Raw genomic sequence first — 12,833 nt, 5'->3', positions numbered from 1 at the left:
TAGGTGCCGTAAAGCCGCGTTAACAAGACGTTGACGTGCGAGCAATAAGCGCAAAACCCCAGGTCACAGCTTTGCTCAGGTCAGAGCGCCGAACGTTTTGGTCACGGCGGCGCTCAGCGGGGCCACCTCGACGGGGACGCCGTTGAGGACGGCGTTGCCCGACAGCGGGTCGAGGAGGCCGCCGTCGAGGAGCTGGTTGACGTTGACGCCGGGATCGGCGGCGGCGTGCCGCGTACGGGTGCCGGGCCGGTCGTGGCCCCAGCCGTGCGGCAGGCTCACGACCCCCGGGCGCACGTCGTCGGTGACCTCGGCGGGGGCGGTCACCGCTCCCCCGGCGCCCTTGATCCGCACCGGCTGTCCGTCCCGTACCCCGAGGCGTTCGGCGTCCTCGGGATGGAGGTGCAGGGTGCAGCGGTTGGAGCCGCCGGTGAGGGCGGGCACGTTGTGCATCCAGCTGTTGTTGGAGCGCAGGTGGCGGCGGCCGACGAGGACGAGTCCGGCGGGGCGTTCGTCCAGGGCGGCGCGCAGGCGCGGGAGGTCGGCGGCGATCGGCTCCGGCAGCAGCTCCACCTTGCCGCTGCGGGTCTTCAGCGGCTGGGGCAGCCTCGGGCGCAGCGGGCCGAGGTCGATGCCGTGCGGGTGGGCGAGCAGTTTCTCCAGGGTGAGTCCGTCCGGGTCGGCGCCGAAGCCGTCGCCGTACGGGCCGAGGCGCAGCATCATGTCGAGGCGCCGTTCGGGGCCGTCGTCGCCGGTGAGCAGGCCGGCGAGCTCCTCCGGGTCACGGCCGTGGACCGGGGAGTGCGGCTCCCGGACCGCCTTGCCGAGGGTCTGGCCGATCACCATGGCGTCGACGGTGCCGGGGTCGGCGCCGTGGGCGCCGGTCGCGGCGAGGACGAGCCGGGCGAGGATCTCGGTCTCGGCCATGCGGCCGGGCTCCAGAGGGACGGCGGGCCGGGTGTAGCGGACCTGGTTGCGCACGGCGAGGGTGTTGAAGGCGAAGTCGTGGTGCGGGCTCTGCGCGGGCGGGGGCGGTGGCAGGACGACGTCGGCGTGCCGGGAGGTCTCGTTGAGGTAGGGGTCGACGCTCACCATGAAGCCGAGCGAGCCGAGCGCCTTGTCGAGCCGGTCGCCGTCCGGGGCGGAGAGCACCGGGTTGGCGGCGACGGCGATGAGGGCACGGATCGGCTCGCCCTCGTCGGTGGGGGTGTCGATCTCCTCGGCGAGGGCGGACAGCGGCAGTTCGCCCTTGGCCTCGGGGTGCCGGCTCACCCGGGAGTGCCAGCGTCCGAGGGCGAAGCCGCGGCCGGGTCCGGCGGGGCGCGGGGTCCTGTCGGTGGCGGCCTGCGGGAAGAGGGCGCCGCCGGGCCGGTCGAGGTTGCCGGTGAGGATGTTGAGGACGTCGACGAGCCAGCTGGCGAGGGTGCCGTGCGGGACGGTGCAGCTGCCGATGCGTCCGTAGACGGCGGCGGTGGGGGCGGCGGCGAGTTCCCGGGCGAGGGTGCGGAGGGTGGCGGCGTCGACGTCGCAGGCGGGGGCCACGGCCTCGGGGGTGAAGTCGCGCAGCGCCGCGGCGAGGTCGTCCAGGCCCTGGACGTGCGGCGCCCGCTCCCCCAGGTCGACGAGGCCCTCGTCGAACAGGGTGTGCGCCACCGCCGCGAGCAGCAGTGCGTCGGTGCCGGGGCGGACGGCGAGGTGCCGGTCGGCGAGGCGGGCGGTGCGGGTGCGCCGCGGATCGATGACGGTGAGGGTGCCGCCGCGGGCCCTGAGCGCCCTGAGCCGGCCGGGGAAGTCGGGTGCGGTGCACAGACTGCCGTTGGACTCCAGGGGGTTGGCGCCGATCAGCAGCAGGTGGTCGGTGCGGTCGAGGTCGGGTACGGGAATGGCGTTCGCGTCGCCGAAGAGCAGTCCGCTGGAGACGTGCTTGGGCATCTGGTCGACCGTGGACGCGGTGAACAGGCTCCGGGTGCCGAGCCCGGCGATCAGTACGGGCGGGTAGAGGGCGCCGGCCACGGTGTGCACGTTGGGGTTGCCCAGGACGAGGCCGACGGCGTGCGGTCCGTGCCGCTCGACGACGGGCCGTATCCCGGCGGCCACGGCGTCGAACGCCTCCGCCCAAGTGGCCTCGCGCAGCTCCCCGTCGACGCGGACGAGCGGGGCGCGCAGCCGGTCGGGGTCGGAGTCGACGGCCCCGAAGGCGGCGCCCTTGGGGCAGATGAAGCCCTTGCTGAAGACGTCGTCCCGGTCACCGCGGGCACCGGTGACCCGGCCGTCGTCGAGGGTGAGCGTCAGGCCGCAGGTGGCCTCGCACAGGGGACAGATACGAAGGGCGGTGCGGGACACGGGACCTCCCGGGTGCGGCGGCTGCGGTGACGCGCGGACGGGCCGAGCATACCGACCGGTATGCACGGAGGGGAGGGGTCGCGGGGCGGTTCAGTCCAGCGTCCGGGCCAAGTAGGCCCGCAGCATCCCCCGCAGCTCGCCGATGACCTTCTCGTCCCCCTCGGGCGCCATCCGGAACGCCAGGTGGACGAGGGCGTCGGCGGTCTCCACGGCGATGAGGAAGGAGCGGCGCAGGTCGTCGTCGGCCTCGCGGCCGAGGTAGCCGGAGAGCAGGCCGGTGAGGCGGTCGGCGACGCGGTGGTTGGGTTCGGCGCGGCGGGTGCCGACGGGTATCTGGTTGCCGAAGTCGACGAGGGAGAAGCCGGGGGCGGTGCGCTTCATGTCGAGGTACTCGTCGAGCACGACGTCCATGGCGTGCCGCCAGCCCCGGTCGCCGGTGACCTCCAGGCGTTCGGTGACCCGTTCCGTGAAGCGCTCCAGGTTGCGCCGGGCCAGCGCGTCGGCCATCTGGCGCTTGTTGCCGAAGAAGCGGTAGACGGAGCCGATGGGCACGCCGGCGCGCTGGGCGACGGCACGGGTGCTGAGGTCGTCGTAGCCGGCCTCGTCGAGGAGTTCGGCGCAGGCGTCGAGGATCCTGGTCAGCCGTTCGGCGCTGCGCCGCTGCACCGGCGCTCGGCGGAGCGATGTCGCGTGGGGCACGGGCCTCATCATGCCTGCTCGCCCCCGCCCGGTGAACCCAGCCCTCCGCCGCGGTCCCGCCGGTCCGTTCCGCGCGCCCGTTCCGGGGGCGCCGTGGCGCTCGCGCCGGAGGACGGCTCCCGGTCCGACACGGTGATGTCGGCCGTGCTCTCCACGGGCTCCCCGTCCACGGCCCACACCGAGCCGTCGTCGGCGTACAGGCGGGCGGTGACGTGGTGCGTGCCGCGCGGGACGGCGTGGCCGGGGAGGTGGTACTCGGGGGTGCGCAGCAGGGCGACGCGGCGGCCGTTCAGTTCCAGGTGGGCCAGTCCGCGTCCGGCGACCGCGCGCCCGCCGGTGCCGTCCGGCGAGAAGCGGAAGTTGCGCACGGACAGCCGTACGTCCCAGCCGCCGTCGGCGTCGGGGGTGACCTCGACGCCGACGGCGGGCGCGTCCTCCTCGTCCACCTCGCGGTAGGGGCGGCCCTCCGCGTCCCGCTCGTCCAGGAGTTCACCGGCCGGCGAGGACGGCTTCCCGTCCCGCCCCCGGGCATCGCTCGGGCCGCAGCCCGCGGATCCGGCCAGGAGTGCGACACAGACCGCGAGCGCGGTGATCAGGCTCCGCGTCCACGACATGCCCGGGAGCGTAGAACACCGGTACGAGCGCGCGGATCCACCTGAAGTCGGGTTCCGGGTCCTCCGTCGAGAGGAGGAGGGCGCGAGGGGGGACAAAGGCCGCGCGTCCCCCTTGCGCCGCGGAAATCGCAATCCTACGGTGTCGCATAGGAATCCGATCGCAAGGGAGCACCGGGATGAGCGATGGGGGCACCACCCGCGCGAGCACGTTCGAGCGTGGGGGAGCGCGCAAAATCGCCGAAGGGCTGGAGCACCTCTCCGGTTTCGGCAACGAGCACAGCTCCGAGGCGGTCCCGGGCGCCCTGCCCGAGGGCCGCAACGCGCCGCAGCGCGCACCGCTCGGGCTGTACGCGGAGCAGCTGAGCGGTACGGCGTTCACCGAGCCCCGCGCGGAGAACCGCCGCTCCTGGCTGTACCGGATCCGTCCGTCGGCCGCCCACCCGGCGTTCACCCGCACGGGCAACGGATCGCTGCGCACCGCGCCCTTCACCCAGACCGTGCCCGACCCCAACCGGCTGCGCTGGAACCCGCTGCCGGAGCCCGCCGGAGGCACCGACTTCCTGGCCGGACTGTGGACCCTGGGCGGCAACGGCGACGTCACCCAGCGCACCGGCATGGCCGTGCACCTGTACCACGCCACCGCCTCGATGGACCGCGTCTTCAGCGACGCCGACGGTGAGCTGCTGATCGTCCCCGAGCGCGGCGGGCTGCTGCTGCGCACAGAGTTCGGACTGCTGCATGTGGAGCCGGGACACATCGCGTTGATCCCTCGTGGGGTGCGGTTCCGTGTGGACCTCCTGGAGGACTCCGCCCGCGGTTATGTGTGCGAGAACTACGGGGCGGCGTTCCGGCTCCCCGACCTCGGTCCGATCGGTGCCAACGGGCTGGCCAACGCCCGGGACTTCCGGGCACCCGTCGCCGCGTACGAGGACGTCGAGGGGCCGGTGGAGGTGGTGAACAAGTTCTGCGGCAACCTGTGGTCGGCCACCTACGACCACTCCCCGCTGGATGTCGTCGCCTGGCACGGCAATCATGTGCCCTACGCCTACGATCTGCGCCGCTTCAATGTGATGGGCACCATCTCGTACGACCATCCGGACCCGTCGATCTTCACGGTGCTGACGTCTCCGAGCGACACCCCGGGTCTGGCCGGGGTGGACTTCGTGGTCTTCGCGCCCCGCTGGCTGGTGGGCGAGGACACCTTCCGGCCCCCGTACTTCCACCGGAACGTGATGAGCGAGTACATGGGGCTGATCGAGGGCGCGTACGACGCGAAGGCGGAGGGCTTCGTGCCGGGCGGGGGTTCGCTGCACAACATGATGTCGGCGCACGGCCCCGACCGGGAGACGTTCGAGAGGGCGAGCGCCGCGGAGCTGCGCCCGCAGAAGATCGACGACGGTCTGGCCTTCATGTTCGAGACCCGCTGGCCGGTGTCGCTGACCCCCCAGGCGGCGCGGGCGGAGCACCTGCAGCAGGACTACGACCATGTGTGGCGGGGGCTCGAGCGTCACTTCCGGCCGTTGCACTGAAGGTTCTCCGACCGGTACGGATAGCCCGTGACCTCCTTCGCTCCGGATTCGATCGTCCTGAACCGCAAGTTGCCGCTCTGGTACCAGGTGTCGCAGTCGCTGCGCGCCTCGATCCTCGGCCGCTCGCCCCAGGACCCCCTGCGTCTGCCCACCGAGGAACAGCTGGCCGGGCACTACGGGGTGAGCGTGCTGACCATGCGGCAGGCGCTGAAGGAGCTGGAGGACGAGGGGCTGATCACCCGCCACCGCCGGCGCGGCACGTTCATCGAGCCCGACGTCCGGCGGGGCGCCCCGGTGCGGCTGCTGGGCTCGGTGGACGCGATCGTGGCCCAGCAGTCCGGCATGACGACCGAACTGCTGGAGCACGGTCCGGCGCCGGTGCCGGCGGAGATCGCCGAGTACTTCCCGGACCTGTCCGAGGCGGCGGCGTACCACCGGCTGCGCGGCGACGAGAGGACGGGCGAGCCGACCAACCACGCCCGCAACTGGGTCCGTCCCGAACTGGCCGCCCGGATCGACCCGGACGACCTGGTGCGGTGGCCGATGACCAAGGTGCTGCGGGACGTCGTCGGGGCGGACATCAGCCGGATCACGGACACGGTGGAGGCGCGGCTCGCGGACCCGGAGACGGCACGGCTGCTCCGGGTCCCGCTGCTCAGCCCGATCCTGCACTACACGGGAGTCACCTACGACACCGGCGGTCGGCCCCTGGACGTGGCCGTCATCCACTACCGGGGCGACCGCTTCTCCTTCACGGTGACCCTGGACGCCACCTGATCCGCCGCCTTTGCAGGCCGTACGATGCCGTGCGTGACGCACGACGACGCTCCGCTGCTGGCGGACCTCATGCCGTGGTCCGTCGCACCGCCGCGGCTCGGCCGGGGGTGGCCGGCGGCCCCCGACGCGGCGTCCCTGAAGGCCCGTTGGGACGCCCTGATGAGGGCCGGGGGGCCGGACCGCGAGGCGCTGTTCCGGCCGACGCGTTCCCGGACACCGCACACGGCGGTCGGTCAACTGCCGGGCCGGAGCGGCGGCACGGAGAAGCTGGCCCGCGCCTCCGGCCCGTGCCCCGAGCCGGTACGGGTCCTGTACGCCCCGTTCGACGAGCAGTGGCTGATCCCCGACCAGCGGCTGATCGACGCGGCCCGGCCGGAGCTGTGGCGGGTGGCGGACGAACGGCAGATCTTCGTCGTGGAGGCGGGCACGGCCCGGGACCTCACCGGTCCGCCCCTGCTGGCCACCTCCCTGCTGCCGCTGCTCCGCACCGGCCGCGTCCGCCCGCTGTACCGCCGGCCCGGCGCCGCCGAACCCAACCTGGCCCCGGGCCTGGCGGAACACCTCGCCGCCAGGCTCGGCCGGGACACCCCGCCGGTGGACGTCCTCGCCTGGGCGATGGCGACGGCGCGCCCCACGCCCGCCGGGCTCGCGGTGCCGCTCACCGGGGACGCCGGCGTGTGGGCGCGGGGCGTCGAGGTGGGCCGCCGGGTGCTGTGGCTGTCACGGCGCGACGGGGAGCGGCCCAGACTTCCCGGCGGGCGCCGCCCGTACGTCCGCGCCCCGCTGCCCTCCCGGCCGGTGACCGTGGACTACGACCGGGACAAGGAGGCCCTGTTGCTCGGCGAGGGCCGCATCTCCCCGGTGCCGCCCGGGGCCTGGGACTTCGAGGCCGGCGGCGTGCGGGTGCTGGAGCGGTGGTTCGCGGCCCGCACGGAGCCGGCCGAGCCGGGCGCGCTGGCCGCGATCGGCCCGGCGGCCTGGCCCCAGGCCTGGACCTCGGAGCTGCTGGAACTGATCACGGTCCTCGCCCTGCTGGCCGAACTGGGCCCGCAGCGGGGGGCGCTGACGGCCCCGGCCCTCCCCGACCCGGTCACGCCGGCCGAGCTGCGCGCGGCGGGCGTGCTCCCGGTGCCGCCCTCCGCACGCCGCCCCGCCTCGGTGCTGGACGCCCGCGAGGAGGGGCCGGAGGGCCAGCTCGCGCTGATCTGAGGGTCAAGGGGCCGGAGGGCCGGGGGATCCGCAGGCCGGAGGGTCAGCCGCGGGGCTCGAAGCCGTCCAGCATCCGGCCGAGCGCCCGCTCGAACACCGCCTCCAGATCGATCGGCCCGGTGTCCTCCGCGAAGGCCGCCGCCATCCGCGGGTACTCTCCGGTCGCGATCCGGCCGCCCAGATAGGCGATCCGGATCGCGTTCTCCTGCTCCTGCGACCAGGGCAGCGAGCGGGTGCGCTCGGCGGTGGCCAGCTCGTTGGTGACGTACGTCGTCACGATGCCGTTCAGCATCGCGATCAGCTCCAGCTTGGTGCCGTAGGGCCCGGGGAGCGGGTCCAGGCAGACCAGGCAGTGTTCGAGGTAGCGCAGGGAGTTGGGGCTGAAGCCGTAAACCGGTGACATCAGCCGCGGCAGCCACGGGTGGCGGTGCATCAGCGCGCGGGTTCGGTGGGCCACCTTGAGCATGTCGGCGCGCCAGTCGCCGCTGGGCTCCCACAGTTCGTGCTCGCCGGCGACCGCGTCCACCATCAGCTCGTACAGGTCCTCCTTGCGGGGGACGTAGTTGTACAGCGACATGGTGCCGCAGCCCAGTTCGGCGGCGACGCGGCGCATGGAGACCGCGTCCAGGCCCTCGGCGTCCGCGATCCGCACCGCCGCCGCCGCGATGTCGGCGCGCGTGTACGCCGGTCGCGGTCCACGGCCGGTGCGCTCGGGGCGCGCCCAGATCACTTGGGGTTCGGCCGCTCGGCCCGCCATCGGTCATCACCTCTTCCACCATCTTAGTTACGTACACCGTACGTAGTGCGCTATGGTCACCCCATGACTACTACGTACGCTGTACTTAGTGAGGGTCTGGAGAAGCGCTTCGGGGAGGTGCGTGCCCTGCGCGGGCTGGATCTGGCGGTGGCCGCGGGCACGGTGTGCGGGGTGCTCGGGCCCAACGGGGCGGGCAAGACGACGGCCGTCCGGCTGCTGACCACGCTGCTGCGGCCCGACGCGGGCTCCGCGCGGATCGCGGGCCACGACCTCGTGCGGGAGGCCGCCGCCGTACGGCGCAGGATCGGCGTCACGGGCCAGGACACCTCGGTCGACGGGGACCTCACGGGCCGCGAGAACCTGCTGCTGTTCGCCCGGCTGCACCGGGTGGGCGGGGCGGCCGCGCGGGCCGCCGGGCTGCTGGACCGCTTCGGGCTGACGGAGGCGGCCGACCGGCCGGCGTCCGCCTGGTCGGGCGGTATGCGGCGGCGGCTGGACCTGGCGGCGAGCCTGATCCGCCGCCCCGAGGTGCTGTTCCTGGACGAGCCGACGACCGGGCTCGACCCGGCCGGCCGCAATCTGATCCGGGACGTGGTGCGCGAGCTGACCGGCGAGGGCACCACCGTACTGCTCACCACCCAGTACCTGGAGGAGGCCGACCGGCTCGCCGACGACATCGCCCTGGTGGACCGGGGCCGGGTCGCGCACACCGGCTCGCCGGCCGAGCTCAAGGCGCTGGTCGGCACGCACGCCGAGGTGGTGGTGGCGGACGCGGAGGCGCTGGCGGCGGCGGCCGGGGTGCTCGACCGGCTGACGGGCGCACAGCCCTCCCTCGACCGGGAGCGCAACGCCGTCGGCGCGGTCACCAGGGACCCGACCCTCACGCTCCCGCACCTGGTGCGCACGCTGGACGCGGCGGGCGTGCCGCTGCTCGACGCGAGCCTCAGACCACCGACCCTCGACGACGTGTTCCTGCGGCTGACCGACGGGCAGGACCTCCACCCCTCCGACGACAAGGAGCGTGCCGCATGAGCACGTTGGCGTACGAGGGCACCGCGATGCTCGGCCGGCAGCTGCGGCGGATGCGGAACAACCCGGGGCTGCTGGTGCTCACCCAGACGATGCCCATCAGCATGCTGCTGTTCTTCGGCTACGTCTTCGGCAGCGCGCTCGCCGTGCCGGGCACGGAGTACCGGTCCTTCCTGGTGCCGGGGCTGCTGGTGGCGACCGCGGCGGGTGGCGTCATGACCGGCATGTTCCAGTCGGCGCAGGACGTCCACCGGGGGGTGACGGACCGGTTCCGCACGCTGCCGGTGAGCCGGGCGGCCGTGCCGGTGGGCCAGGCGGTGGCGGACGTGCTGGTGACGGCGGCCGGGACGGTGCCGTTCCTGCTGGTGGGGCTCGCGGTGGGCTGGCGGGTGGAGGGCGGCGTGTCCGGAGCCGTGGGCGCCGTCGCCCTGTTGCTGCTGTTCCGGTTCGCCTGCGTGTGGATCGGGATCCACCTCGGTCTGCTCACCCGGAACGAGGAGGCGGCCGGTCAGCTGGGCGGGGCGACCTTCCTGCTGCCGCTGCTGTCCAGCGCGTACATCCCGACGGCGGGGCTGCCGGACGGGCTGCGCACGGTCGCGGAGTGGAATCCGATCAGCGCGGTGGCGACGGCGCTGCGCGACCTGTTCGGCAACGCGCCCGTGCCCGAGGGGGCGGCCTGGCCGGTGGCGCATCCCGTGGCGGGGTCACTGGGCTGGTGTGTGGTGCTGCTCGTGGTGTTCGTGCCCCTGGCGGTACGGCAGTACGGGCGCGGGAGGGAGTGAGGCCCCACGGCGTGTCAGGTTCCTGCCAGGGAGAAGCCGGCCGGTGTGCCCCCGGAGCACTGCCGGGTGGGAACGGGGGCGCCGGCCTGGGGAAGTGCCGGTGTCGGACCGAGCGCCGGACGCCGCCGGTGCCGCGGGGACGACGGGCGGGGCGGGGCGCTGCGCCGGGACGGTGGTGGGCCGTCCGGGCGCTGGCGCTACCGGCTGCCGAACAGGGAGCGACGCAGCCGGCGCAGCGGGGCGAAGAGCGAGACGCGGCTCGCCCGGGCCCGCGCGCTCCTGGCGCCGCGGTCGTGCGCGGTGTCGCGCGCGATGAGCTCACGCATCAGCGACGTCGCCTCGGCCGTCTCCCGCTGCGGGACCGCGGGTCCTCCGAGGACCGAGAGATGGCGGTCGAGGCGCGAGCTGGTCGCGCTGCCACCGCAGGTGATCGCAGGGACCCTGGCCCTGCTGCGCACTGTTATCTGTTCCATGTCACTCCCCACCCGTACGAGTCCACCCGGCCCGGGCAGGGTAACCCTATCGCCCCACCCGGGCACGCGCGTATCGAGGTCACAGGATTCACCTTCCCCATAAGGGGATTGACGAACACTCGACGATTACTCTCCGAATCCGACCGTTTTCAGGGCGAGTTGGACGACGGGCCGTGAAGTGGGCCGCGGCGACCCGCCAGCGGGTTCGACGGTCACGGCGAGTGACGTCGCGGCGGTGTCGAGGCCGGAGGCGATCAAGGGCGTGCCGCCCTCGAACAGCCCCAGGGAACGCGGTCGTGCGTCCGGGCCCATGAGCCAGAGCTGGCGCACACGTCCGTTCGGAGGGTCCCCGTATCCGCCGAGGGTGACGACCGCGCCGCGGGCCCATACGGAGGCGACCACTCCGATCGTGCGGCCCCGTGCGTCCCGGCCGCTGCTCGCGCGGGCGTCCGGGGCGGCGAGAACGTGGGCGATCTCACGTGACCGGTCGCGCTCGGCGTCCAGCCGGTCCTGGGTCCGGCCCGCCTGGACGGCGAAGAGCGCGGCGACGACGAGCGCCGCGGCGGCGGTGGCCGTCGCGAACGGCACGAACAGCGGCGTGCGGCGCCGCTCGCGTGGACGCGGCGGGGGCGCGGTGCCCCAGACGTGCGGCGGGAGCTGCGGCGCACGCGCGCGTGCCGGCCCCCGGGGCGCGGGCTCCTGCGGGGTGGTCCGTACGGCGGCCAGGACCCGGTCCCGCAGCGCGGCGGGCGCGGGGGCGGCCGTGGACCAGGCGAGGCGGACGGCGTCCTCGGCGAGGGCCCGCACCTCGGCGGCGCAGCGGGCGCAGGACGTCAGGTGCCTCTCGAAACGGACGCGTTCGGCGGGTTCCAGGGCGTCGAGGGCGTAGGGGGCGGCGAGCGAGTGCGGGTCCCCGCGGCGCGGCAGTCGGTCGAACAGGCTCATGCCGCGCCTCCCAGGCAGTCGCGCAGGCGGGTCAGTCCGTCGCGCATACGGGTCTTGACCGTGCCCAGCGGGAGCGACAGCCGCTCGGCCACCTCCCGGTAGGTGTAGCCGTCGTAGTAGGCGAGGGTGACCGACTGTCTCTGGAGCGCGGTGAGCCGGTCCAGGCAGCGGCGCACCCACTCGCGTTCGAGTCCGGCCTCCACCTCCTCGGCGACCTGGTCGAAGGCGGGGCCGTGACCGCGCCGGGCCTCGCGCTGCTCGCGTTCGCCGGCCGCGCGGGCGCTGCGCACCCGGTCGACGGCGCGGCGGTGGGCGAGGGTGAGGACCCAGGACAGCGCGCTGCCCCGGCCGGGGTCGAACCGCGCGGCGGAGCGCCAGAGCTCCAGCAGTACCTCCTGGGCCACCTCCTCGGACTGGGCGGGATCGCGCACCACGCGCCGCACCAGCCCGTACACCGGCCCGGAGACCAGCCCGTACAGGTCCTCGAACGCCTTCTGGTCCCCTCCGGCCACCAGCACCAGCAGCTCGTCCGCCTCCAACGCGCACCCCCCCTCTCCGGCCCCGGCGGGCCGCCCGGTCACCCGAGGCCCGCGCGGCGAGCGGGCCTCCGGACGGTAAGTACGGATCAGCGGAGCGAAAACGCGGGTCGGCAGCGAGAAACGCCGGGGGGGCGGACCGGCGCGGGGGAAGAAGGCCCGGACGAGTCGCGGAACTCGACCAATCCGGCCCGCCGCGCGTTCCGAGTGCCGTTGCGTCAAGCGCGCCGGGCCGGGCCGCTCGCCCCGGTCGTCGAGGGGCTGTCGCGGAAGGATCCGGCTGAACAACCGCCGGCGGAGCGGGCGCTGCGGGACCTGCGGCTGATCGGGGCGGGGGGGGCGCTCCCCGCGCGGACACGGCGCGTCCGGTGCCGTACCCCCCGACGGCGGCCACGCCGTCACAGCCGCACCCGCACCCGCACCCGGGGACGCCCTCCCCCACTCCCCCGGCGCCGGACGCGGGAGCGCCGGCGGCCACCACGGTCACCCGATCCGGACGCGACCGGCGTACCGCGGTCGTCCTGGTGGCGGGTGTGGTCGTCCTGGCCCTGGCGCCGGCCGGGCTGACGTACGCGCCGCTGGACCGCGGGGACGGTGCTCCCTACGCCAAGGGCACCGGGGATCCGGTGAGTTCGCCCGCGCGGGCCGGTGACGACGAGGACGACGGGGGGACGCCGAGGACGGACGGTCCGACGCCGTCCCCCACCGCGAGCGAAAGCGAGGAGGAGGAGAGGTCCGCTCCTCCGCCGCAGACGGTGTCGGTGACGGTGACCGGCGCACGCACGGAGTACGCCGGAAGCTGTCCGCCGGCGCGTGAGCGGGCGCCCGCGTTCACGGCGACGTTCACGGTGGGGCGGCTGCCGGCCGAGGTCTCCTACCGCTGGGTGGCCGAGGACGGCTCGGTGGACGATCCGGGCCGGCGGAAGCTGTCGTTCCCCGAGGGGGTCGGACGCACGAAGCACGACACGGTGACCGTGACGACGTACGCGGAGACCGGAACGCATCGGAGCGGGATCGGTGTGGAGGTCCGGGATCCGGTGCGGACGGCCTCCGAGACGGTGCCGTTTTCGGTGACGTGCGAGCCGGAGACCCCGGCGGACGGGGTCTCCGCTTCTCCTTCCGGTTCGGACGACGGGTACTGAC

General features: G+C 74.3%; 13 protein-coding genes. 6 read left to right on the top strand and 7 right to left on the bottom strand.

Going from position 1 to position 12,833, the window contains the following annotated elements; all coding sequences use genetic code 11:
* Positions 1–75: 75 nt before the first annotated feature.
* From ACFY3N_RS30420 to ACFY3N_RS30410, 3 genes are all read right to left on the bottom strand, one after another.
* On the bottom strand, positions 76–2,340 hold the full coding sequence (locus ACFY3N_RS30420; protein ID WP_390819992.1) for a molybdopterin-dependent oxidoreductase: 2,265 nt from the start codon (positions 2,338–2,340) through the stop codon (positions 76–78).
* A 90-nt stretch (positions 2,341–2,430) separates the two neighbouring features.
* Positions 2,431–3,048, bottom strand: coding sequence for a TetR family transcriptional regulator (locus ACFY3N_RS30415; protein ID WP_390820060.1), 618 nt, complete (start codon positions 3,046–3,048; stop codon positions 2,431–2,433).
* The gene (locus tag ACFY3N_RS30410; protein WP_390819991.1) at positions 3,048–3,653 is read right to left on the bottom strand and encodes a hypothetical protein; all 606 of its coding nucleotides are present in this window, start codon (positions 3,651–3,653) and stop codon (positions 3,048–3,050) included. The genes ACFY3N_RS30415 and ACFY3N_RS30410 overlap by 1 nt, the downstream gene beginning before the upstream one ends.
* Before the next feature lie 176 nt (positions 3,654–3,829).
* On the opposite strand from ACFY3N_RS30410, the gene hmgA reads away from it, so the two are divergent.
* From hmgA to ACFY3N_RS30395, 3 genes are read left to right on the top strand one after another with little or no spacing between them, the layout of a single operon-like run.
* Positions 3,830–5,182 carry a homogentisate 1,2-dioxygenase gene (gene hmgA, locus ACFY3N_RS30405; RefSeq protein WP_390819990.1) on the top strand — a complete coding sequence of 451 codons (1,353 nt, stop codon included), beginning with the start codon at positions 3,830–3,832 and terminating at the stop codon, positions 5,180–5,182.
* 27 nt (positions 5,183–5,209) lie between these two features.
* Complete coding sequence (locus ACFY3N_RS30400; RefSeq protein WP_390819989.1) at positions 5,210–5,959, top strand: GntR family transcriptional regulator; 750 nt, start codon at positions 5,210–5,212, stop codon at positions 5,957–5,959.
* Between the two features lie 24 nt (positions 5,960–5,983).
* The gene (locus tag ACFY3N_RS30395) at positions 5,984–7,168 is read left to right on the top strand and encodes a type ISP restriction/modification enzyme (RefSeq protein ID WP_390819988.1); all 1,185 of its coding nucleotides are present in this window, start codon (positions 5,984–5,986) and stop codon (positions 7,166–7,168) included.
* 43 nt (positions 7,169–7,211) lie between these two features.
* Here the strand turns inward: ACFY3N_RS30395 and ACFY3N_RS30390 are convergent, their stop codons facing one another.
* Entirely contained in the window at positions 7,212–7,925 is a 714-nt protein-coding gene (locus ACFY3N_RS30390; RefSeq protein WP_390819987.1) for a TetR/AcrR family transcriptional regulator, read from the bottom strand.
* A gap of 63 nt (positions 7,926–7,988) precedes the next feature.
* On the opposite strand from ACFY3N_RS30390, the gene ACFY3N_RS30385 reads away from it, so the two are divergent.
* Together ACFY3N_RS30385 and ACFY3N_RS30380 are read left to right on the top strand one after the other, a co-directional pair.
* On the top strand, positions 7,989–8,957 hold the full coding sequence (locus tag ACFY3N_RS30385) for an ATP-binding cassette domain-containing protein (RefSeq protein WP_390819986.1): 969 nt from the start codon (positions 7,989–7,991) through the stop codon (positions 8,955–8,957).
* Positions 8,954–9,736 (top strand): ABC transporter permease, encoded by a 783-nt coding sequence (locus ACFY3N_RS30380; protein ID WP_390819985.1) that lies wholly within the window; start codon positions 8,954–8,956, stop codon positions 9,734–9,736. The genes ACFY3N_RS30385 and ACFY3N_RS30380 overlap by 4 nt, the downstream gene beginning before the upstream one ends.
* 197 nt (positions 9,737–9,933) lie before the next feature.
* Here the strand turns inward: ACFY3N_RS30380 and ACFY3N_RS30375 are convergent, their stop codons facing one another.
* From ACFY3N_RS30375 to ACFY3N_RS30365, 3 genes are all read right to left on the bottom strand, one after another.
* On the bottom strand, positions 9,934–10,209 hold the full coding sequence (locus ACFY3N_RS30375; protein WP_390819984.1) for a hypothetical protein: 276 nt from the start codon (positions 10,207–10,209) through the stop codon (positions 9,934–9,936).
* 126 nt (positions 10,210–10,335) lie between these two features.
* Positions 10,336–11,154, bottom strand: coding sequence for an anti-sigma factor domain-containing protein (locus ACFY3N_RS30370; protein ID WP_390819983.1), 819 nt, complete (start codon positions 11,152–11,154; stop codon positions 10,336–10,338).
* On the bottom strand, positions 11,151–11,693 hold the full coding sequence (locus tag ACFY3N_RS30365; RefSeq protein ID WP_384717154.1) for a sigma-70 family RNA polymerase sigma factor: 543 nt from the start codon (positions 11,691–11,693) through the stop codon (positions 11,151–11,153). The genes ACFY3N_RS30370 and ACFY3N_RS30365 overlap by 4 nt, the downstream gene beginning before the upstream one ends.
* 365 nt (positions 11,694–12,058) lie before the next feature.
* Between ACFY3N_RS30365 and ACFY3N_RS30360 the strand changes: the two genes are divergently transcribed.
* Positions 12,059–12,832, top strand: a complete 774-nt coding sequence (locus tag ACFY3N_RS30360; RefSeq protein WP_390819982.1) for a hypothetical protein — start codon at positions 12,059–12,061, stop codon at positions 12,830–12,832.
* Position 12,833: the final 1 nt, after the last annotated feature.

This window comes from Streptomyces sp. NPDC000348 (assembly GCF_042898795.1).
Taxonomy (GTDB): Bacteria; Actinomycetota; Actinomycetes; order Streptomycetales; family Streptomycetaceae; genus Streptomyces.
This window is presented reverse-complemented; position numbering and strand designations above follow the sequence as displayed.